This is a genomic window from Bacillus sp. F9_6S_D1_P_5 (assembly GCF_054823925.1).
Window position 1 is genome coordinate 448869 of sequence record NZ_JBTREW010000001.1, and the last position, 22735, is coordinate 471603.

The 22735-nt window shown below is 32.1% G+C and carries 16 protein-coding genes and 5 pseudogenes; 18 read left to right on the forward strand and 3 right to left on the reverse strand.

Annotated features, from left to right (window positions below):
- Positions 1–127: 127 nt before the first annotated feature.
- From ACUXEY_RS02240 to ACUXEY_RS02250, 3 genes and pseudogenes are all read left to right on the forward strand, one after another.
- Positions 128–424, forward strand: a pseudogene (locus ACUXEY_RS02240) (cysteine hydrolase); the annotation flags it as partial.
- Between the two features lie 10 nt (positions 425–434).
- Positions 435–578: pseudogene (locus ACUXEY_RS02245) on the forward strand (protein adenylyltransferase Fic); the annotation flags it as partial.
- Positions 579–1603: 1025 nt separating this feature from the next.
- Positions 1604–2923 (forward strand): aromatic amino acid transport family protein, encoded by a 1320-nt coding sequence (locus ACUXEY_RS02250; RefSeq protein WP_461299976.1) that lies wholly within the window; start codon positions 1604–1606, stop codon positions 2921–2923.
- A gap of 490 nt (positions 2924–3413) precedes the next feature.
- Here the strand turns inward: ACUXEY_RS02250 and ACUXEY_RS02255 are convergent, their stop codons facing one another.
- Positions 3414–4403 (reverse strand): LacI family DNA-binding transcriptional regulator, encoded by a 990-nt coding sequence (locus ACUXEY_RS02255; protein WP_429602544.1) that lies wholly within the window; start codon positions 4401–4403, stop codon positions 3414–3416.
- A gap of 98 nt (positions 4404–4501) precedes the next feature.
- Between ACUXEY_RS02255 and ACUXEY_RS02260 the strand changes: the two genes are divergently transcribed.
- The 6 genes from ACUXEY_RS02260 to ACUXEY_RS02285 all read left to right on the forward strand — a co-directional run bounded on the left by ACUXEY_RS02260 (position 4502) and on the right by ACUXEY_RS02285 (position 11839).
- Positions 4502–5827, forward strand: a complete 1326-nt coding sequence (locus tag ACUXEY_RS02260; RefSeq protein WP_461299977.1) for a DegT/DnrJ/EryC1/StrS aminotransferase family protein — start codon at positions 4502–4504, stop codon at positions 5825–5827.
- Positions 5814–6674 carry an HAD-IIB family hydrolase gene (locus ACUXEY_RS02265; protein WP_461299978.1) on the forward strand — a complete coding sequence of 287 codons (861 nt, stop codon included), beginning with the start codon at positions 5814–5816 and terminating at the stop codon, positions 6672–6674. Before ACUXEY_RS02260 ends, ACUXEY_RS02265 begins: the two co-directional genes overlap by 14 nt.
- Before the next feature lie 17 nt (positions 6675–6691).
- The gene (locus ACUXEY_RS02270) at positions 6692–7741 is read left to right on the forward strand and encodes a Gfo/Idh/MocA family protein (RefSeq protein ID WP_429602541.1); all 1050 of its coding nucleotides are present in this window, start codon (positions 6692–6694) and stop codon (positions 7739–7741) included.
- A gap of 74 nt (positions 7742–7815) precedes the next feature.
- A complete protein-coding gene (locus ACUXEY_RS02275; RefSeq protein WP_461299979.1) occupies positions 7816–9018 on the forward strand; it encodes an MFS transporter in 1203 nt (400 codons plus the stop codon).
- Between the two features lie 228 nt (positions 9019–9246).
- Positions 9247–9471, forward strand: a complete 225-nt coding sequence (locus tag ACUXEY_RS02280; protein WP_376903516.1) for a DUF2164 family protein — start codon at positions 9247–9249, stop codon at positions 9469–9471.
- Positions 9472–9856: 385 nt separating this feature from the next.
- A complete protein-coding gene (locus tag ACUXEY_RS02285) occupies positions 9857–11839 on the forward strand; it encodes a serine hydrolase (protein ID WP_429602638.1) in 1983 nt (660 codons plus the stop codon).
- Between the two features lie 423 nt (positions 11840–12262).
- On the opposite strand, the pseudogene ACUXEY_RS02290 reads toward ACUXEY_RS02285, so the two are convergent.
- Positions 12263–12394 (reverse strand): annotated as a pseudogene (locus ACUXEY_RS02290) (Tn3 family transposase); the annotation flags it as partial.
- 99 nt (positions 12395–12493) lie between these two features.
- Here ACUXEY_RS02290 and vanR-A point away from each other — a divergent pair.
- From vanR-A to ACUXEY_RS02335, 9 genes and pseudogenes are all read left to right on the forward strand, one after another.
- Positions 12494–13189 (forward strand): vancomycin resistance response regulator transcription factor VanR-A, encoded by a 696-nt coding sequence (gene vanR-A, locus ACUXEY_RS02295; RefSeq protein ID WP_461299980.1) that lies wholly within the window; start codon positions 12494–12496, stop codon positions 13187–13189.
- Positions 13179–14333: a vancomycin resistance histidine kinase VanS gene (gene vanS, locus ACUXEY_RS02300; protein WP_461299981.1), complete on the forward strand. Its 1155-nt coding sequence runs from the start codon at positions 13179–13181 to the stop codon at positions 14331–14333. The genes vanR-A and vanS overlap by 11 nt, the downstream gene beginning before the upstream one ends.
- Before the next feature lie 416 nt (positions 14334–14749).
- Positions 14750–15618 (forward strand): annotated as a pseudogene (gene vanY, locus ACUXEY_RS02305) (VanY-A/VanY-F/VanY-M family D-Ala-D-Ala carboxypeptidase).
- A gap of 56 nt (positions 15619–15674) precedes the next feature.
- Positions 15675–16313 (forward strand): VanZ family protein, encoded by a 639-nt coding sequence (locus ACUXEY_RS02310; protein ID WP_461299982.1) that lies wholly within the window; start codon positions 15675–15677, stop codon positions 16311–16313.
- A 279-nt stretch (positions 16314–16592) separates the two neighbouring features.
- Positions 16593–17576, forward strand: a complete 984-nt coding sequence (locus ACUXEY_RS02315) for a glycerophosphodiester phosphodiesterase family protein (protein WP_461299983.1) — start codon at positions 16593–16595, stop codon at positions 17574–17576.
- A 146-nt stretch (positions 17577–17722) separates the two neighbouring features.
- Positions 17723–17908: a helix-turn-helix domain-containing protein gene (locus ACUXEY_RS02320; RefSeq protein WP_461299984.1), complete on the forward strand. Its 186-nt coding sequence runs from the start codon at positions 17723–17725 to the stop codon at positions 17906–17908.
- 199 nt (positions 17909–18107) lie between these two features.
- On the forward strand, positions 18108–19307 hold the full coding sequence (locus tag ACUXEY_RS02325) for an NAD(P)/FAD-dependent oxidoreductase (protein ID WP_461299985.1): 1200 nt from the start codon (positions 18108–18110) through the stop codon (positions 19305–19307).
- Positions 19308–19373: 66 nt separating this feature from the next.
- Entirely contained in the window at positions 19374–20810 is a 1437-nt protein-coding gene (locus ACUXEY_RS02330; RefSeq protein ID WP_461299986.1) for an MBL fold metallo-hydrolase, read from the forward strand.
- Positions 20811–21133: 323 nt separating this feature from the next.
- A pseudogene (locus ACUXEY_RS02335) lies at positions 21134–21401 on the forward strand (IS4 family transposase); the annotation flags it as partial.
- Positions 21402–21559: 158 nt separating this feature from the next.
- Here ACUXEY_RS02335 and ACUXEY_RS02340 read toward each other — a convergent pair.
- The gene (locus tag ACUXEY_RS02340) at positions 21560–22591 is read right to left on the reverse strand and encodes a S66 family peptidase (protein WP_461299987.1); all 1032 of its coding nucleotides are present in this window, start codon (positions 22589–22591) and stop codon (positions 21560–21562) included.
- Positions 22592–22735: the final 144 nt, after the last annotated feature.

Here is a 22735-nt window from a genome sequence, read left to right on the forward strand (position 1 = left end):
ATTTTCGGAAAATTATTTAGAAAATTTAGATAAAAAATAATGTTTTACATATCCTTACTATTGGTAGAATAATGAACATTGTATTTTAGAAAAATTAAATTCTTAGTTAATTGGAGGTAGGATTATTATGAAATACGCAGTGCTCACAAATGACTTACAGTACGATTTGGTTAATAAAAATGAGGATAGAATTGCAGCTGTAGAGGCGTTTACGCCTAAAATGGTGTCTTTCTTAAATACTATGAGAGAAAATGATGTTTCTATTGTTCACCTACAGTTAATTAACTTAGAAGATAATCCGAAAGCTGAACGATATGGTGATTTTTTACCAGTCACAAAGGAATCTAAAGGTGCAGAAATCTTACCTGAGTTTCTTCATGAAAAAGATATTATTATTGAGAAAAATAAGAATAGTGTTTTTTTTAGGTAAATGCAGCCCGATTAAAGATATTGAAATTAAGCATTTACTCCAAAATGCATTAATAGATAAAATTAATAGCCGTGAAGTATTCATGAGAGGCATTGATATTAGTTACTATTATGAGGGATATACCGAATATGATATAGAGGATTTATAAATAAAAAAGGGCTGAAATAGTCCTTTTTTATTTGCGTTATGAAGAGGATTTTCATATAAAAACAGTATAAAAAGGATTCCACTAGGGTCCCTATTGTTATATGGAACTTATCTTTCATTTGCGCTAAAACCGACATAATGCTGTACCTTTATAAAAGAATATATTTAATTTCAAGTAGTGAATACTGCTAAAGTATTACTTTATGTTAAGATTCGCGAAAAGAAGTTCCTCTTTTCTGATAATAAATATTGATGCAAAATTAACAATTAATATACATTAATTGTTTTATGTTTGATTCATGTCTTCCTTTCTATCTACATGAATCATTTATTGTAACAGCTTTCACGTCCAAAATAAGATGTTCCAACAAAGGACAATATAAGTATCTTTATAATGATTTTCTAATATAATCAATATGTTAATGAAAGGAACTCTGTGCTATTTTTGCTTTTGTAGTAACTAATACAGCTTCAAACAAAGGACATAATTGCTACATGCTAAGTATAATTTATTACCCATTCAAGATTCTGTTTATTCAATCTTTCTAAAAATTAAAAAACATTAAACTCATAAATATACAAGTTATAATGAGGGCATCGAGAGATAGGTTATTACCTCTAAATAAAATATCAAACCTAGTAGTAGTGCGAAAATTCTAAAGGTCTTACAAGTAATATTCTTAAATTGGACATACTGATATGATTACTCTATAAAGGATGTGTGATCAGAAAGGAAATTTATTCAATATAAAAAGAAAGCGTTATCAATGTTGTCTATTGTTTGCTTAAGGATGTCTGTATATTGGGGGGATTATTAATAAAATATACTACCATATAATTAGAGCATTTTGTAAGTGGTAATAACACCCTCAGGTTGAATGCTTCGCTAATTTTTTGCTTTTGATGAACTTAGAAGAAAGATATACGATGTAGCACACTTTATAAGCAATTCATTTTTCAAGATCGGTCTATATTCCGATGCCTTAAATAGAGAAGTAAGAATAGGACACTAGGAGGAATTATAATATGAATGGGAATACTGCAAAAAACATAGAATTTCAAGTTGATAATAATGCAGTAAAAAATGAGAAATATCTAGATCCTAAAAAGTGGCATAAACAGGATACTACCTGGGCATTGAGTCTATTTGGAACAGCAATTGGAGCAGGAGTACTCTTCTTACCTATTAATGCAGGTTCAGGTGGTTTATTATCATTGCTGTTGATAACCATACTTGCATATCCAGTTATGTATTACTCACATAGGGCGCTTGCAAAAATGATATATGCTTCGAATTCTGCCGATGAGGGGATTACAGGTACAATAAGAGAGTATTTCGGAAATAAAGCAAGTATCATTTTTAACATCGTATATTTCGTCTCGATTTATACGATTGTGCTGATGTATTCGGTTGCACTTACAAATACTGCAAGTAGTTTTATTGTGCATCAATTGCATATGCCGGAGCCTCCAAGGGCCATCTTATCACTTGTATTAGTACTCGGTCTTATCGCTATACTAAATTTTGGTCAAGATATTACTGTAAAGGTCATGAGTATGCTAGTGTATCCGTTCATAGCTTCTCTACTGTTTATTGCAATATCTTTAATTCCACAATGGAATACTTCAATGCTAAGTTTTTCAAGTGCTTCTACTGCTTCAACTGGAACAGGATATTTTGGAATGGTTTGGATGATACTACCAATCATCGTATTCTCGTTTAATCATTCTCCTATGATTTCGTCATTTGTTATGAAACAGAGAGCTACGTATGGAATAGACGCTACTGATGCCAAGTGTGTTCAAATACAAAAAGTTTGTTATATCATGACATTCGTTGTAGTTATGTTCTTTGTTTGGAGCAGTACTTTAAGTTTGACTCCAGATGATCTTAAGGTGGCAAAAGAACAGAACTTGTCAATCCTATCATATCTTGCTAATGAGCTTAATTCACCAGTAATCACTATTGCAGCTCCTATTATTGCGTTTGTGGCTATTACAAAGTCTTTCCTTGGCCATTATATAGGAGCGTATGAGGTAATGCGTGACATGATTATTAAGTCCGGTAAAAAACGTGGGAAAGATATAGGAGAAAAAACAGTTAAGACAATAATTCTTACTTTTGTTGTATTAACTTGTTGGTATGTTGCTTATACAAATCCAAGTATTCTTGGAATTATTGATGCCCTTAGCGGTCCGTTAGTCGCTGCTATCTTATGTCTATTACCGATGTATGCGATTCGTAAAGTACCAGTACTAGCAAAATACAGAGGGAAAATGAGCAATGTATTTGTAATTGTTATAGGAATACTTACTGTTCTAGCAAGTATTAAGTCATTATTCTAATTCACTATTGTTAGTTCCAATGCAAAAATAGTAGGATATGAAAAGAGAATAAAAGACGTTTAGCGGAACTGAAGTATATATTGTTTAACCAGAGAGATTATAGTTTTGGACAAAGCTTTCATTTTGAATAATTTGTAAAAAGAAGAGCCAATAGGAGCCCTTCTTTATTTATATTACAATGATGTTGTTGTGATACCGTTGTTCGAAGTTAATCAATCTTTACTCTAATTCTAGATGAACTCCATATAAAATATAGATGATACTTATATGATACACGTATCATACGGGAAGGATAAATAATGGATGAGAAAGATTCACACAATCTATTAAGTCTTATTTCACTCTTTTTTCCTTGAAGTTGAAGCTACAACTTTCTACTTTCATGATTGTGTTTAATATCTGATAAGGTGTAAAAAAGAAGATAGAATTATTTACGACCTCTTTTTATTTATATATATTAGATAAGTTTAAGCAGAAACTTGTATTTTAATTATGTAGATTCACGAATAATTAAGTTAGTAGGATATTCAATAATTTTACGTTTAATAGATTCATCTGTATTTATATATAGTAGTATCTCGTTAACGGTACGTTTACTCAGTTTAACAATTGGAATATCAATAGTACTAATTGTTGGGGTTGTAACTGTACAAATTAATTGATTATCATAACCACAAACAGCTAAGTCAGTTGGAATAGAATACCCTTTAATAGTAGCTTCTTTAATGACTCCAGCAGCAACTTGATCATTTCCAGTAAATAATGCAGTAGGTTTATCTTTTAATTTATCTAGCTTCTCAAAAATTCTAAACCCATCATTAATAGTAATTGCATCCCCAAATAGCCATTTTTTATTGAATGGTAATTGTTTTTCTTTTAGGGCATGCAGATAACCTTGTTGGCGTTTTAATTGTGCTTGACTATTAAGAGAATCAAAACAAAAGCCAATTTTTTTATGACCTTTGCTTATTAAATGTTTAACAGCCTTGTATCCAGCTTCAAATTCATCGTAACAAATTATCGGAATAGGTGCATTTTCCTCATACTCATTACAAAGTATTATGGGCCCATATGCTAAATAATGCTCTATATTTTCCCAACTATTTTCTAGGGATGCGAGAATTACACCATCTACAGCTTTATTCTTTAGTAATGAAAGTAATTCAAGCTCTATTTTTTTCTCATAAAAAGTCTGATAAATTAGCAATTTGTAATTGTGTTTTAATAATTCTTTAGAAATTTCTCTAGCTAATTTCCCGAAAAAAGGATGATCTATATTTGGAATTGATAGAGCAATGGTTTGTGTCTTATTTATCCTAAGATTCCTAGCAATAGCACTAGGAGTATAGTTGAATTCTTGCATTACTTTTATTATTTTCTCACGTTTTTCTGAATTTACATAAGGATGATTATTTAGAACTCTTGAAACCGTAGCATTTGATACATTACATAATTTAGCTATTTCATTAATTGTTACCATAGAGAAACCCTCCGTAAAAAATATGTTGACATGTAATCGATAACATAAAATATAGTCTACTCATGATTTTCAAAATAATTTCTTAGAGGTGATTTAACGTGAAAACTCTTACTACAATTTCTGGACATAGTAAAGACAATTTAGCTTTATTAAAGTGCCTACAGGGGGAAACAAAAGAAAAAGAATTTGAAATTAGTAATATATTGCCGAATCACAAGATGAAAGAGAAATTATTTAGGGAAAACAAATTGAAAATAGATATTGATATAGAAAAAGATATTTTCAATTATAGCAGAAAAAATATACAGAAAATAGAATTTATGCCAGTTAATCGGTTGATTTCTCAAGATGAGGTTGAAAAAATTATTGGAGTTTTAAAAGATGTTTTACCAACAGGTCAATTTACAAGTGGACCATTTTCAAAAAAGCTAGAAGAAGTAATCGGAAGTTATTTAAATAAAAAGTTTGTAATTGCAACAAGCAGTGGTACAGATGCCCTTATGGTGTCATTGTTATCTATTGGTATTCAGCCTGGAGATGAAGTAATTATGCCAGCTAATAGTTTTGCGGCTACTGAAAATGCCGTGTTAGCAATCGGAGCAAAACCTATATTTGTAGATATAGATCAGAAGAGTTATTGTATTGATCCATCTAAAATAGAAGAAGCTATAACCCCAAAAACTAAATGCATTTTACCTGTACATTTGTATGGTAAACAATGTGAAATGAAAAAAATTCGTGAAATTGCTGATATATATCAATTAAGAGTTATTGAAGATGCATGTCAAGCTATTGGTTCTTCAAATCTTGGAGAATATGGAGATATTATTGTCCTTAGTTTTAATCCATATAAGAATTTTGGTGTATGTGGTAAGGCAGGAGCAATAATTACTGATAATGAAACTCTTGCCATTCGTTGCAATCAATATAGTTATCATGGATTTGAAATTGATAAAAAAAATAAAAAGGTATTAGACTTTGGATTCAATTCTAAAATTGATAATTTGCAAGCAGCTATTGGTTTGGAAAGAATTAAGTACTTATCATATAACAATTTAAAAAGGGCGTATTTAGCTCAACGATATATACGTGATTTAAAAGAATTAGAGGATAGAGAACTAATTAAGCTACCTACAATGACAGAAGATAATGTCTGGCACCTTTTTCCGATTAGAGTTGAAAATGGAAGAAGAGACGAGTTGAAAAATAAATTGTACCAATTGTATAACATTGAAACAGATATTTATTATCCGATATTATCTCATAAACAAAATACTAAGTGGATAAAGGAAAATAATTTGCAAAACAATATGTTAAATACAGAGCAAGTTCATAAAGAAATATTACATTTACCTTTACACCCAAACATGATGTTAGAAGAGCAAAATTTCGTTTTGGAGGGATTATTCAATGTCAATAAGTAATGAAGTTTTACAGACTTTAAATTTTGAAAGATTACCACAAGTTAAAAAGCCTAAGTATGTAGTGTTCTGTGATTTTGATGAAACTTATTATCCTCATAACATGGATGATTCTAAAAGAAGCAATATGAAATTGTTAGAAAAGTATTTGTATGAACACGGAAGTAAAGGGGATTTAGTAATTGGTTGGGTAACGGGAAGTAGTTTAGAATCAATTGTTGAAAAAATGAAAAAGGGTAGTATTCAGTATTTCCCTCATTTTGTGGCGAGTGGATTAGGTACAGAAATAACGTACTTTGATAGTAATGGGACTACTATAGATGATCAAATTTGGGAAGAGAGAATTATAGAGGGTGGTTTTGATTCTTCAAAGATTGAAAGAATTATTAAATTGCTAGAAATGAAATATGAAATTTTTTTAAGACCTCAGACACAATTAGGAAGTTCTAAGTACAAATTTAATTTTTATTATGAAGAGCAAAATGAATTTATTGATGCAAAGAATTTAGAAAAGATAGAAGAAATCGGAGAAATATTCCAAGTTGGAGTTAATATTAACAAATGTAATCCATTAGCTGGTGATCCAGAAAATTGCTATGATGTAGATTTTATTCCACTTGGAACAGGTAAAGATGAGATAGTGAAATTTATTTTAGACAAGTACGAACTAGATAATACAAATGCAATTGCTTTTGGAGATAGTGGGAATGATTTAAGGATGCTACAAGCTGTAAGGCATGGCTATTTAGTAGAAAATGCAACAGAAGAGGCCAAAAAAACACACTCAATGCTAGCTCAAGGTGAATACTCGATTGGAATTTTAAATACTCTAAAGCACATTATTAATTAAAAGGGGATGTTCATATAATGAATATTGGGATTATAGGTGCAGGAAGTATTGCAAGAGCTCATTCTAGAGCATTATCAACTGTTAATAGTTGTAAATTAGTTGGAGTGTATGATGTTAATAATGAGAATGCCCAAAAGTTGGTAGGGAATTTTGGTGGGAAGGCTTTTAATAGCTATGAAGAGTTACTTGAAGTAGTTGATGGGGTAATAATATCTTCACCGAATTTTTGTCATAGATCTCAAGCTGTTCAAGCGTTATTAAAAAACAAACATGTGTTATGTGAAAAGCCAATGGCGATTTCTTGTGAAGAAGCAAAATACATGATGACAATAGCAAAAAATACTAATTTAGTCGCTTCAATGGGGTTTAACTATCGCTACCTATCTTATGTTAAGGCTTTAAAACAATTAATTCAAAATGAAGAATTAGGGGAAATAGTAGTGGTAAGATTGCATTTTAAAAAGAATAGCGCTTTTAGGAGAACTTCGTTTACTTGGCGAGATGATTTTCAAAGTAATAGAACTAGTGGAGCCTTGGGAGATTTGGGAATTCATCTAATAGATTTACTATGGTTTTTATTTGAGAGTGATTTTAGAGAGGATACTGTTCGAACTAAAATTAAAACAAATGTTAAGGAAAAAGAGAGTAAACCAGTTTTTGTTGATGACTATGCTGAGGTTTATGGCCAATTGAAAAATAAGGTTTTTGTTAATATTACAACATCTAAAAGTTCATTTCTTGATGATTGTGGTTTTAGTATAGAGGTAATAGGTACGAAGAAAGAATATAAGTATTCTTCTAAAGAGCCAAATAAATATATACTCTTTGATGGGTTGGAAAAACATGAAATCTCGTTACCTTTACCGTTGCTAGTCGATCCAGAAAATGAGATTTTTGAATGGTCTGATTCTTTTAGAAGTGAAATTATAGAATGGGCTAAGGCTGCGGAAGGTGGTCCTAATAAGTCTGTAGCAACATTTGAAGATGGATTTCGTTCACAAGTTATATTGGATATGTTTTTTGATAAAAGCAGTAGTAATAAAGAACGAACTGTAGCAACTATTTAGTTTTATGGTAAAAACAGGGGTTTAGAAATTTTACTTAAATCCCTGTTTTTATTTTGGATTGGAGTTGAGAAAAGATGCGGTTAATATTTTATTATGGTTGCTTGTTTTATTTTATTGTAGGGATCATACATGTTTGTATCGGTAGTTTAATTCCTTCATTAATACAGTATTACGGAAGAACCCCTGATCAATTAGGTGTTTTAATATTTTTTCAATTTACAGGTTTTTTATTTGGTGTTCTAAGTTCACCCATACTAGTAAGAAAGTATCATTATTTTAAAACAATAACATTAGGTGTTTTAGTTATGTCCATCGTCCTAGGAGGTTTTATATATATTAAAGAATGGTCATATTTAGCCGTTATTTGCTTTGTATTAGGCTATGGAGCAGGTTTGTTAGAAACTACGGTGGGTTCCTTTATTATTTCAGCAGAAAGGAATAGTGCTGCTAAATTTAGCATTCTCGAAGTATGGTTTGGGGTTGGGGCACTAGGGTTTCCGTTACTAGTTAATTTTATTATAAAATTTTATGAATGGTATTTTATTCTTTATGGAATATTACTATTCTTTATTTTTACACTATTTGTTTGGTACATGTTTGGACGTCCAAAATTTTTGGATTTTTCTCCCCAAAAAAATGAAAAGGGAGGAGCATCCCTTTCCTCATTCACTCTGAAATTTAAAAGTGAAAAGATTACAGTTATATTCTTTATTTCACTTTTTGCATTCTTATATGCAGGCATAGAAACTAATCTTGCAAATTTTTTATCTACAATAATGATTCTCACCAATAATGAATTAATCAGTTCAGTAAGTATATCTTGTTTTTGGCTAGCAATAGTTATAGGAAGAATACTTGTAGGTAAGCTAGCCCATAAATTTAATTATTGGACATACATTACATCGAGTTGCTTTACATTAGTGATTCTTTTATCTCTATTTCCCTTTGTTCGAGGTACAGGTATGTATTTGTTTATCATCTTTATTATTGGTTTAGTCATAGCAGGGGTTTTTCCAATAACATTAATCTTAGCTTCCCGTATTATGGAAAATAATATTGATCAAGTGACTAGTCTATTTATTGCATCGGCCAGTTTAGGGGGGGCACTAGTATCTTTCCTAATTAGCTGGAGTCTATCATTAAATTCTATCACTGTTACTTTTGTAATATTTTCTCTTTTTGCATTGAGTCTAGGCTGTATTATTTTAAAAATGAGGAAAATTTCAACTTACAGTAATGAAAGTGCCAAAAAAGTAGAAAGTATAAAAAATTTATAGGAAAAATTTTTTATAATATGAAAAAGGTAATTTTATGTGGAAACTCTAAAAAAGTTGATAAAGTTAAAAATTCTGTATTTGGGCTTTGTTTTATATATTTTGCTATGTAATATATAAAACAGAGATACTTCAAAAATAAAAATGATATGCAACAGTGACCAGTTCTCAGGTAATTGAATGTTATTTTAATTAGCTTTTAAGATTAATCTAAGAGGAGTTTGTTATCGAATGGAGATAAAGATTAGTAAAAAGGATAAGATTGATATCTCTAAAAAATTAAAGTCTTTTTTGGCTGAACAATATTCACTGGAATTGGGTGAATACATAAGCTATGAGTTACTTGAATTCATAATAAAGGAATTAAATTCACATTTTAATCAAGTTACTAGGGATAGGTTGGAAATGTTGTTAAAGAATATAGAGAAAGATATATATACAGTCAATAGACTTTAAATGACCATTGAAAAACTAAGGTATCATTTTAGATATCTTAATACCCAGTAAGAATAGAATAATTAAAGCGTTACAAAACACTCATCCAATTTTATTAATGATAAAGGATGGGTGTTTTCAGTATATAGGATGTTAGGAAAAACCTGCCGACGAAAGTCTATATTAAAAACTGTCTAGCATTTTTGTATGCTAAATCATTTTCTATAACTAAGAACTAATTATATATAGACTAATTCCTCAGACGAACAGTTAACAAATGACGGAATAGAAGAAAAATTAGAAAAAATAACTGTGTAATGGTAGAATATGGTTGGTTAACCTGTAGCTGATTAATCAATAAATCTAGTATTAAGGGGGAATTAATTTGGGTAATAGGAATAAAAGAATGAAAATTTATTTTCAAAGGTTAATAGCTGTAAGTGTTTGCTTTTTGTTATTTTTTCTGGGGAGCAATTATTCAAAAGCCGAAACTGTTGCACCTATAACATTAAATCCTAAAGATGTAGAAGCATTCACCAATAAAGTGATTCCAGAGAAAATGAAAAAAGAAAATGCAGCTGGTGTAGCTCTTGTAGTTGTAAAGGATAATCAAATTTTATTTCAAAAGGGATTCGGATTTTCCGATAAAGAAAAGAATACTCCTATTGATCCTAAAAAAACAGTTTTTCGATTAGCATCAATATCAAAAGTTTTTACTGCTAGTGCTGTCATGCAGTTAGTTGAACAAGGAAAAATTGATTTAAATAAAGATATAGTAAATTATATGGGAGGATTAAAGTATCAAAATAACATGAGTGAACCAGTTACAATGGAGCATTTACTTACCCATACAACAGGGTTTGATTACGTAGATCCAAGACCAGAGGATATCCATTATCAAGATAATGATTATACAATGCTTAAAGACTATGTAGAAGAAAATATGCCCACAGTAGTGAGAATGCCAGGAGATACATATACATATGATAATTTCGCTTCTATGCTTCAAGGGTATATTGTTCAAAATATGACAAACACACCTTTTTACAAATATATGGCCAAAAATATTTTTTACCCTCTAGAAATGCATAATAGCAGTTTTGTTATGACTAATTTTATTAAGGAAAAGCTTGCAACAGGATATGATGCTAAAGGCAATGCCATCCCATTTTATCAGACAAGACCAACAGACATGCCACAAGGCAGTATGTTTTCTACAGGAAGTGATGTAGCTAATTTCATGATTGCTCAATTGAATGATGGTAAATTTAAAAATAACCAAATATTACAAAAAGAAACTGTAGAAGATATGCAAAAAACAAAATTTGCTTTACATCCCAAATACCCTAATATGACATATGGGTTTGAATTCTTTTCACCGCAAAGCCATAATGGGCAATATGTGTTCGGTAAAGGTGGAAATATACCAGGCTTTTCATCTTTAATGTGGTTAATTCCAGAGCATAAAATTGGAGTTTTTGTTGTTACAAATAAAGATAGTTCAGCACTTCCTATTGAAGTATTTGATGATTTTATGAATCACTATTTCCCAGATAAAACAAAGCCTGAATATTTAAACCCTAATGAAGAAGAATTAAAGAAATTTGAAGGAGTTTACCGAGATTTGAGATTAAAAAACCTAATGTCACATGTAAACATAAGTGAAGGAAAGTTATTTGTAAGTGATAAAGTATATGGTAAACAACAGCTAAAACAAATAGACCCTTTACTATTTGAGGATGAAAAAGGGAATTATATGGCATTTAAACTTCACAAAGATGGTACTGTGAAAGAAATGATACATTGGAATTCTGGCAGCTCAGCGGTGAAGTTAAGTGAGCCCGAGAGATTTAAAGACGTAGATGAAAATCATCCGTATGCTAAGTTTATAAATCCTTTACATCAATACGAGGTATTACAAGCAAATAAGGAGGGGAATTTCAATCCAGAATCTTCTCTTACACGGGCAGAATTTGTATATTGGTTATCTCAAATTGCTTACTTTACGCCACCTTCAAAAAAAGAACCAGTGTTTTCTGATGTGAAAAATCATCCGTATGCACCACATATTCAAAAGTTATATGAAATTGGTATTTTATATGAAAAAGAAGGGGAGCAATTCAATCCAGACCGTGCAATTACTAGACAAGAAGCAGCATGGATTACATGGCAGTATTTAAAAATGTTAGGAGCGCCATCTGCAGATGCAACATTAAAGGGAGAAACTGATGATTGGGCAATAGAATCCGTGAAAAACATTGTAGGTCATCGTTTAGTAGGGCCTGAGGTCATATATAATGAAGATGGATCAGCAGATTATCTATCAAAACAAAGTATGAAACGACAAGAGGCAGCAGCATTGTTATTTTACGTTTTGTTATCTAGTTAATTTGTTTTGAAGTAAATTTCACAAATAGAAAACATCTAAAGAGCTTGAAATAACACACAGAAAAAGACTAGTCTTCAACCAATGATTTATTGGAACAAACAGGGGTAGATAAGTTATAACCATACTCCAAATCTTAAGTATAGCTGTAATTAGAAGGATTTCATAAGTGTTTTGTAATGTAAGGAGCTCCTTTCAGGGGAGCTTTTTTTATTTTATTATTAATAATTTCATGTACCGTAATTATTAATAATAAAATAAAAAACTACAACAAGGGGGATTCAGTCCAAGCCAGGTCACAGTAATACATTAGTTACCGCCTTTCTTTTTTTGAAGGAGATTTTTGTATTTTGGCTAGTGCGACATTGCTATTAAGTTAAGATTATACAAAGTCAATTTAAGGCGGAATTGTTTCCTTTTTCTAAAGGGAGAGTATATTGCTTTATCTATTGTAAATAATTTTGAGTCAGATAAATCTTTTATTCTTGGCATAAAATTAAATCTTAATAGATGGGTAAATTTAAAAATCTATTTGGTGTAACCGACTCTGTCTGTATACAACAATGGACTTTACTTGGAGTAATAGGTATGATAGGCTCGTTATTCGGAAAAGATTCCAATTGAAAAAAGCACATCCATAAAGGAGGATTGGTAACCATGAGTGATAAAGTACTTATTGTAGAAGATGAACGCGAAATTGCCGATTTGGTTGAGCTTTACTTGAAAAATGAGAATTATACGGTTTTCAAATACTATACCGCCAAAGAAGCATTGGAATGTATAGATAAGAATGTGCTTGACCTTGCAATATTGGATATCATGCTACCCGACGTAAGTGGTCTCACTATCTGTCAAAAAATAAGGGACAAGCACACTTATCCAATTATCATGTTGACGGCGAAAGATACAGAAATAGATAAAATTACAGGGCTAACAATTGGTGCGGACGATTATATTACAAAACCCTTTCGCCCACTAGAGTTAATTGCGCGAGTCAAGGCGCAGTTACGCCGATATAAAAAATACAATGGAGTAACGGCACAGAACGAGAATGTTATCATACACTCTGGTCTTGTCATTAATATAAGCACGCATGAGTGTTCTCTGAACGAGAAGCCGTTATCTCTCACTCCCACCGAGTTTTCAATCCTGCGTATCCTCTGTGAGAACAAGGGGAATGTGGTTAGCTCTGAGCAGCTGTTTCATGAGATATGGGGTGACGAATATTTCAGCAAGAGTAATAACACTATCACCGTGCATATCCGCCATCTGCGAGAAAAGATGAACGATACGGTTGATAATCCGAAGTATATAAAAACGGTATGGGGGATCGGCTATAAAATTGAAGAATAAAAAGAAGAATAAAAAAATCGATTATTCAAAATTAAAACGGAAACTCTACCAATATATCTTTACGATTGTCATGGCAGCAGTTATATTTGTGCTGTTTTTGCGTCTATTTATCCAAGGGATACTAGGGGAGTGGATCGTACGTTTTTTGGAAAACAGTTATCACTTAGAGCGTTGGGACGCAATGATAATATATCAGTATACTATACGGAACAATATAGAAATTTTTATTTATGTGGCGGTTGCCATTAGTATTCTTATTCTATGCCGAGTTATGCTTTTAAAATTTGTAAAATACTTTGAAGAGATAAATACCGGTATTGATATACTTATTCAGAACGAAGATAAACAAATTGAGCTTTCTGCGGAAATGGAGTTCATGGAACAGAAGCTCAACACGTTAAAGCGAACCCTTGAAAAGCGAGAGCATGATGCAAAGCTGGCCGAACAAAGAAAAAATGAAGTTGTTATGTATTTGGCACACGATATTAAAACGCCTCTTACATCAGTTATCGGTTATCTAATCCTGCTTGACGAGGCACCAGACATGCCAAGAGAGCAAAAGGCAAAATATGTGCGTATCACGTTAGAAAAAGCGTATCGCCTGGAACAGCTAATTGACGAGTTTTTTGAAATTACGCGATATAACCTTCAAACGATTACGCTCACCAAAAAACATATAGATCTATATTATATGTTGGTGCAAATGACTGATGAATTTTATCCCCAGCTTGCCGCGAAGGGAAAACAGGTGGTACTCCATGCTTCTGAAGATTTGACCGTATTTGGTGACCCTGATAAGCTAGCGAGGGTCTTTAACAATATTTTGAAAAACGCTACAGCATACAGCAAGGACGACAGCGTTATTGACATTAAGGCGGACCTATCCGAGGATGTGGTATCTATCGTTTTCGAGAACGCTGGATATATCCCGAAAGATAAACTCGCTACCATATTTGAAAAGTTTTACAGATTGGATGATGCCCGTTCTTCTGATACGGGCGGCGCGGGACTTGGATTGGCGATTGCAAAAGAAATCATTGTTCAGCATGGTGGACAGATTTACGCGGAAAGTAATGATAACTCTACGACATTCACGGTAGAGCTTCCAGCCTTTCAAGACTTGGTTGATAAAGAGGGTTCATAGAAAATAATCATTGTTTCTTAAGGAATTCTTAAGGTTATCTCTACTTTTTCTTAGGAAATTAACAATTTAATATTAAAAAATGGCTCGTTCTTATGCGGTAGACTTAAACCATAAGAACGAGCTTTTTTTATTTCGTCAAAGAAAGATATGATAACTTATGCGTGGATTAAAATAGCTCAAATGTTTAGAAAAAGAGTGACACAAATATTTCTTTTCCTTTTAACGAATTGTGTCAAATGAGCAATCTGCTGTTTTGGATGTACCTGCACACCACTGAACAGAGTATCCACATATAGATATAGCATCGCTTTGCAGAAAGTAATCGTTAAGAGTTACATATCCGAAATCTTCAGCACCGAATCAGCGTATCATTATCATCAAGTCACTTACTTAAGGAGGAAGCTGAAAATGAAGAAGTGGTGTTGTTATTGTTATTTTGCTTAGGTTTTGCCTTCATAAATAAAGCACTATTTTTTCAGAATAAAGTAGAGGTTCAAAAATATGATCAAAATCACAAAGATAACATAGATAATACAGGGGCTACCTCAATTATCCAAAAGAAAGAGATTGTAAAAGAACAGATCTATCAAGGGAATCTGCTTTTAATTAACAGTAAATATCCTATTCGCCAAGAGAGTGTGAAATCGGATATCGTAAATTTATCTAGACATAATGAGTCGATAAATGGATACGGGTTGCTTAATAAGAATATTTATCTATCAAAAGAAATAGCAAAAAATTTTTCAGAGATGATTAATAATGCTGTAAAGGAAGGTATTAATCAATTTTTTATTAATAGTGGTTATCGTGACTTTGATGAACAAAGTGGACTTTACCATGAGGTGGGGGCTGATTATGCCTTACCAGCCGGTTATAGTGAACATAATTCAGGTTTATCACTTGATGTAGGATTAGGCTTAACGAAAATGGACCGATCATCTGAAGGGAAGTGGATAGAAAAAATGCTTGGAAATACGGCTTTATCTTACTTTATCCCTCGGATAAAACGGATGTTACAGGAATTCAATATGAACCTTGGCATATTCGCTATGTCGGTTTGCCTCACAGTACGATTATGCAAAAAATGAATTTAGCCTTGGAAGAATACCTGGATTATTTAAAAGAAGGAGAGAGCATTTCAGCAAGTATTGATGGGGAAAAATATATGATTTCATATTATCCCTTTTTTCAAAATAAGACAATTTAAGTTGAAATACTAGATAATGAATTTTATGGAATATATGGAAATAATATAGATGGGGTAATTGTGACTACCTGTTCTTGAATTATATTCTAAAATGACAAAGTTATAGATTAAAATGTAAAGTTAGGAGATTTTAAATGCATTCAGGAGTTTTGATTAATTATTTATATACTTATTTTTTCACTATTATTTTTTGTATAGTGTTTCAAATTGGATTTTATTTTAAAATGAAAAAAAATATATCTATTCAGCATTTTCTATGGGTGCACGTTTTTCTATTCTATCTTTCACTAGTGTATAGGGTGACACAGATAGGAACTATATGGGACATAGGTAGATACGAAACATTAATTCGTGCAAATCAAATTAACTTGATTCCATTTGCTTCTGAAGGTATGACTACTTATGTCTTAAACATTTTACTGTTTATACCATTAGGTTTTTTATTGCCGACTATTTGGCCGCAGTTTAGAACAATAAAAAGTACTGCCTATGCTGGATTCGGTTTTTCATTGGCTATTGAGTTAGGTCAATTGCTAGATAATAGAATTACAGATATTGATGATTTATCTATGAACACCCTGGGAGCAATTATTGGGTATTTATTATATAGAGTATTATTCAAAATGATATATATAAGAGATGAAAAAAAGATTGATAATAATATTTCTCTAGTAATAAAATACGAGGCTATTTTTTATTTAGTTTGCTCATTTATAGGTATGATGTTAATTTATTATCCAGTTTTATTTAGACGGCCTTTAATCCTTCAATAAAGTGATTAATATACATATAGCAAATTGATTCTTAAATAAGAGGAAATTACATATACCCATTTATATTAAATTTTCATAGAAATCTTTCAAAACTATTCTTACTGAAGGTTGAGTGGTTATTGAATTGATTTCTATTGCTCCCGTTTAATATCAAAGTACCAGCCTTTAATTAACAATTATATCCATTGCGAAAAAATAAGATAGGCTGTAATATTTACCAGTATTTAAATGTCGAAAATTGTTTAAAGTATTTCAACCAATATTTAAGAGGAGCATACAATGAATAAACTAAAAAAGTTACTGAAACGTAAAACGACTTGGGTAATTCTTATCCTATTCGTATTTGTTTATGTAAATAACAGTTCTTTTTTTGCTAAGAGGGACGATGGAACTCCTCTTCTTCTTGCTCACCGAGGACTTTCGCAAACATTTAGCATGGAAGAGATTGAGAGTGATACATGTACAGCAGAACGTATAAATAAACCTGAACACTCTTATTTAGAAAATACAATTCCATCTATGGAAGCTGCATTTAAAGCTGGAGCTGATCTAGTAGAGTTTGATGTTCAACCAACTAAAGATAATAATTTTGTTATTTTTCATGATTGGACTCTTGATTGCCGTACTAATGGTAAAGGTGTTACAAGAGATTTTACAACAAAAGAATTACAAGCACTTGATATTGGTTACGGTTATACAGCTGATGGGGGTAAAACATTCCCATTTCGTGGCAAAGGGATTAATCTTATGCCAACACTTGATGAAGTACTTACCCATTTTCCAGATCGTTCTTTTCTTATTCATATTAAAAGCGATGATGAAAATGAAGGAATCCAATTGGCTACTCACCTTAAGAAATTACCAGCGAAACGCCTTGATCAACTAACTGTATATGGTGGCGATAAACCAATTGCTGTGATAAAAGAGCGCATCCCTAGTTTAAGAACAATGTCAAAAGCGACCATGAAAAAAGATCTTATTACTTATATGGCATTAGGATGGACTGGCTACATACCTTCAAGCCTGAAGCATGGAGAATTACATATACCAGACAAAGTAGCTCCTTGGCTTTGGGGATGGCCAAATCGTTTTCTTAATCGAATGGATAAAGCAGATACTCGAGTTATCATTGTAGGAGGAAATGGGTTTGGGTTTTCAAGTGGATTTGACTCATCTGAAGATATAAAACGCCTTCCTGAAGATTATACAGGTGGAATTTGGACAAATCGCATTGATAAAATAGCACCTGTATTTAAGAAATAAGGGATAATATAACAGTCGAAGTTTTTTCATCTGTTTAACCATTTATATTTTAATAGAAGACTTATTAATAATTTTAAAGGTTTATATACCGATAAACACCCCTGATTTCCTATGAATAATGGAAATCAGGGGTGTTTTTTGGATGAATGGAGCTTATTTTATTAGTTGACATTACGGTAAAGTTTTCTGTTAATTCTGGAACGATTAGAGTTTGGAAAATAAGCTATGAAGTGAATGGTGTAGACGGCCTAGAAGAAGCACTTTCTTGGAAAAAGGAGATAAAGATAGCTTTGAGAGTAGAGAGAAACTGGCATAAAAGTAAGATTGGATAAAGACTAGTATTGAAAAATATAAAAGATGGAAGTAGCATAGGGGATTTACGCATAAAGTAAAATTGATGGTAAAATTAACAGAATTTTCATTTGAGTCAGATAAATTTATGGTGTTTTTAACTTATAATAATGTTACTACAATGAAAATAAGGTTATGAATTAGTTATTTTAAAAATCAAATTTAGATGGGAAGAGGATAATGAAGACCAGAGATAGTTATAAAATTATTGTAATTGGTGCTGGGACTGCAGGAATATCTTCTACTGCACATTTGTTACGAAATGTCCCCCTATTGAAAGAAAGTATAGCAATTATTGATCCATCAAAAAAACATTATTTCCAACCACTATGGAGTTTAGTGGGGGGAGGAATTATTTCAAAGGAAAGTACGATGCGTGATCAAGAATTGCTTATTCCAAAAGGGGCAACTTGGATTCCTAAAAGTGTTGTTAAGTTGTTTCCGGATGAAAATAAGCTACTTTTAGACGATGGACGGCTGCTTAAATATGAAATTCTTATTGTAGCAGCCGGTATACAAATAAATTGGGACGGTATTAAAGGCTTGAAGGAGTCTATTGGGACTAATGGGGTTTGTAGCAATTACTCTTATAAATATGTTGATTCTACTTGGAGAGAAATTGAAAAATTTAAAGGAGGAAATGCGATTTTTACCCACCCCAATACTCCTATTAAATGCGGCGGTGCTCCACAAAAGATTATGTATTTAGCAGAAGAGTATTTTTCTAATAGCGGTGTAAGAAACAAAAGTGAAGTAATGTTTTATACTGCGAACGCTAACATATTTCAGGTTCCACGTTATGCTAATACATTAGAACAAGTACTAGAAAGAAAGCAAATAAAAACAAATTATAATAACAACTTAGTAGAAATTATCGCGGAGAAGAAAGAGGCAATTTTTGAAGATACGCAAACACTGAAAAGAGAAACAGTACCGTATAGTATGATCCATGTTGTTCCACCTATGGGGCCACCTAATTTTCTTAAAGAGAGCGAGATAAGTGATCATCAGGGTTGGGTAGATATAAGTCCTTATACTTTGCAACATGTAAAGTATAAGAATATTTTCGGACTTGGAGATTGTACTAATTTACCCACCTCTAAAACTGGAGCGGCAATTCGAAAACAAATACCGATCTTAAAACAAAATATTATGGACGTACTAAACGGAAGAGATTTGCAGGCTAAATATGATGGGTATACATCTTGTCCGATTATTACAGGATATAAAAGTCTTATACTTGCTGAATTCAACTACGAACATGAGCCTCAAGAAACATTTCCGTTCAATCAAGCGAAAGAACGGTACAGTATGTTTTTACTTAAAAGATATATGTTGCCCTATATGTATTGGAACTTTATGTTAAAAGGAATCCTATAAGGGAAGAGAGAAAGCAGTTATAAAAATTGAAAAGCATTTTGAATTAACTATTTGGAGGGAATAACTATGCTTTTAAAATATTTTTATGATGAAAAATTAGCACATGCTTCGTATTTAGTTGGTTGTCAGAAGGAAGGCGTAGCAATTGTAATTGATCCAGGTCGCTATATAGAACAATATATAGACTTTGCTAAGAAAGAGGGAATGGAAGTAATTGCTGCGGCTGAAACTCACATGCATGCAGATTTTCTTTCTGGGTCTAGGGAACTTTCTAATCTTTATCATGCAAATTTATATGTATCTGATGAAGGAGATTGTGATTGGAAATATCAATATCTTAATGAAGGTCGATATAATTTGGTTAGAGAAGGCACAGAGTTTAAAGTAGGTCATATAAAATTTAATGTAATTCACACACCAGGGCATACGCCTGAAAGCATATCTTTTTTAGTAACTGATACAAGTCAAAATAACCATACGAATGATAAGCCAATAGGAATATTCACAGGTGATTTTATATTTGTAGGGGATATAGGAAGACCGGATTTATTAGAAACTGCTGTAGGTATGAAAGATACTGCAAAAATTGGAGCGAAACAATTATTTGATTCTATACAAAAAATAAAAATACTCCCTGATTATTTGCAAATATGGCCATCACATGGTGCAGGAAGTGCATGTGGAAAAGCATTAGGAGCAATTCCAACTTCTACATTAGGTTATGAAAAGATGTTCAATTGGGCATTTCAGTGTAATGAACAAGGTGATTTTGTATCGACTTTATTGACGGGACAGCCAGAGCCTCCAAAGTATTTTTCATTAATGAAGAATTTAAATAAGTACGGTCCACCAATTCGTAAAAAAAGAGAAGTTACTGCTATTAATACAGTAGAAAAACTTCAAGAAGTTATGAGGAGCGTTCAGCAAATAGTTGATATAAGGGATGTAGAGAGTTTTGCTTCTGGTCACATTGAGAAATCAATTAACATACCTTATAACAATTCTTTTACAACTTGGTGTGGATGGTTACTAGATTATAAAACAGAAACTTTAATTATACTAGATGAGGAAAAGGTTAGAGTGGAGGAGGTTATTAGAGACTTTGAATCTATTGGGCTAGATAATATTATCGCTTTTGTACCTTTAAAGGTAATACAAAGATTGAATAGATTAGAAAGTTATAAAGAAGACACATCGATCGAATTATATCCACATATAAAAGGTGGGAGTGTTAAGGTAATCGACGTGCGTAGTAAAAAAGAGTGGGAGGAAGGACATCTTCATGATGCGATACATATCCCTTTAGGTAATCTATTTGAACAGATAGATTATATACCGAAAGATTTCCCAATAGTTTTACAATGTCGAACCGGATTACGTTCCGCGATAGCAGCTAGTATTTTACAAAAAGCTGATATAAAAGAAGTAATTAATTTAAAGGGAGGATTTCTTGCATGGAAAAAAGAAAAGCTTCCTTACACAACTTGTAATCTCAATGTGTAGGGAAATAATTCTTATTAATTTAAAAGGGTTATGATACACTTTACACCCGAGGCGAAGAATAAAAGAATCGAAGTAAAATGAAATCCAAGCCACATTTTACAGTTAAAATAGAAGAATTTAAAAAGCTGAAAAAAACACCTTATAGCACATAACGTGTTTTTTACCTCTAAATTAGGGCTAGCCAAAAGAGTTACTAGGCAAAAAACCAATTACCATGGAAGAGTTCGTTCATGATTATAGAGAGCAAATCACCTGAAATCATAAGAACTGGGTGAAGTCTTCTGGAAAGTTAAAATCTGTTATGTATTAAACAACAAAAAATATCTATAAAAAAACAACCTCATTATATTAAAGTGGATTTAGAACACATTATGAATACTTTAAAACCAGGATAGGTATATGAAATAACAGATGCTTATATTGGAATGGATAAAAAACTATTCACACGAGTTATTATATATCAATTAACTGAAAAACAACTTCGAGAACATAAGAAAAAAGAAGTGTATACAGAAAGTAAAAAGGGTATTACGTACTCAGAAAAAAAGTAAACGATTAACTAGCATGAACATTTATGTTACCAATACCCCATCGCTATCAACTTAAGAAATTAATTGTTCCCTAAAACGAAAAAATAAACTAAATTTCCTTGAATACCTATGAAAAGAATAAATTTTCGTTCTGGGAGAACTTCAAAATGTTAGCTTGATAGCGATGTGAATGGAATCCCCACTGATTAAAGTTTCCCTTTATTCCACGCCACTCTCTAAAATAGAAAAAGATACATTTTCACAATCAATTTCTGCCAACGCGCTGTAAGGTAAAATAAACTTTGGCTCGGTATGGCCAAAATTTAAATTATAAAGAATCGGTAAATCTTCTAAATTGTGTTCCTTCATAACTTGCAGTATTTCATGTTTATATTCTTCATAATACATTTCGTCTTTTGGTTTACCAAAAATGATCCCTTTTGCTTTTTGGAGAATGCCTTGCGCTGCGTAATTTCGTAAACAATACTTTATATAACTTGGTTCTGGATGATCTTCAGAAGTTTCAAAGAAAAGGATACTATTCTCCCAATGTTTTTTCTCAGGCCAAAGTTCCGTTCCTTTTGCAAATTCTAGTACTTCTATACAACCACCAATTAAGCGTCCTTGTACGGTAGTAGAGCCTTGAAGTACCTCATATCCATTATTTCGCTGCATTGTACGTCTTGTATCCTTATTTATTTCAATCCATTCTAAACGCTCACTCGTCCATTCATGGGCCGGTTGAATTTCGCCAATTGTTTCATTTGAAAAGAGAGTTCGATTTACCATTTCAACTGTATATGGATCCATCTCTACATTTTCAGCAAAATCAGTTAAAATGGCTGGACCGTAAAAAGAGGAAATTCCTGCTTTATGACAAAACAAGTGTGAAACGGTAACGTCAGAGTATCCCATAAAAATTTTCGGATTTTCACGTATCACATTAAAATCTATATAAGGAAGTAAGCGAATGCTATCGTCTCCGCCAATATTCGCGATAATTGCTTTTACACGCGTATCTTGAAATGCTGTCATTAAATCTTCCGCACGAGCCTCTGGGTTGTTATAAAGGTATTCGCTACCTTTTAAACTATTTGGCATTGGAATAACGGTAAGACCGAAAACTTCTTCTAATCTTTTAACTCCTTGCTCATATCGCCATCTTATGTCAGAATCACCTGCACCGCCCCATGAAGGGCTTACTGTCACCACAACATCTCCTGCTTGTAACCTCTTTGGTTTTATTAACATGTTAACTCCGCTCCTACATAATGTAATAGACTACGATTATACAAACTGTATCATTGAAAGAATATGATGCATGACATTAGTTTCTTCATCATCAATCCGTTTACCTGCTGTTATGCAAGAAATTAGCAGTAGTATTGAATATAG

Excerpts from the sequence above, each read along its gene's own strand:
- ACUXEY_RS02250 (WP_461299976.1), top strand. The coding sequence starts at position 1,604 with ATGAATGGGAATACTGCAAAAAACATAGAATTTCAAGTTGATAATAAT.
- ACUXEY_RS02255 (WP_429602544.1), bottom strand. The coding sequence starts at position 4,403 with ATGGTAACAATTAATGAAATAGCTAAATTATGTAATGTATCAAATGCT.
- ACUXEY_RS02265 (WP_461299978.1), top strand. The coding sequence starts at position 5,814 with ATGTCAATAAGTAATGAAGTTTTACAGACTTTAAATTTTGAAAGATTA.
- ACUXEY_RS02270 (WP_429602541.1), top strand. The coding sequence starts at position 6,692 with ATGAATATTGGGATTATAGGTGCAGGAAGTATTGCAAGAGCTCATTCT.
- ACUXEY_RS02275 (WP_461299979.1), top strand. The coding sequence starts at position 7,816 with ATGCGGTTAATATTTTATTATGGTTGCTTGTTTTATTTTATTGTAGGG.
- ACUXEY_RS02280 (WP_376903516.1), top strand. The coding sequence starts at position 9,247 with ATGGAGATAAAGATTAGTAAAAAGGATAAGATTGATATCTCTAAAAAA.
- ACUXEY_RS02285 (WP_429602638.1), top strand. The coding sequence starts at position 9,857 with ATGAAAATTTATTTTCAAAGGTTAATAGCTGTAAGTGTTTGCTTTTTG.
- vanR-A (WP_461299980.1), top strand. The coding sequence starts at position 12,494 with ATGAGTGATAAAGTACTTATTGTAGAAGATGAACGCGAAATTGCCGAT.
- ACUXEY_RS02310 (WP_461299982.1), top strand. The coding sequence starts at position 15,675 with ATGCATTCAGGAGTTTTGATTAATTATTTATATACTTATTTTTTCACT.
- ACUXEY_RS02315 (WP_461299983.1), top strand. The coding sequence starts at position 16,593 with ATGAATAAACTAAAAAAGTTACTGAAACGTAAAACGACTTGGGTAATT.
- ACUXEY_RS02320 (WP_461299984.1), top strand. The coding sequence starts at position 17,723 with ATGGAGCTTATTTTATTAGTTGACATTACGGTAAAGTTTTCTGTTAAT.
- ACUXEY_RS02325 (WP_461299985.1), top strand. The coding sequence starts at position 18,108 with ATGAAGACCAGAGATAGTTATAAAATTATTGTAATTGGTGCTGGGACT.
- ACUXEY_RS02330 (WP_461299986.1), top strand. The coding sequence starts at position 19,374 with ATGCTTTTAAAATATTTTTATGATGAAAAATTAGCACATGCTTCGTAT.
- ACUXEY_RS02340 (WP_461299987.1), bottom strand. The coding sequence starts at position 22,591 with ATGTTAATAAAACCAAAGAGGTTACAAGCAGGAGATGTTGTGGTGACA.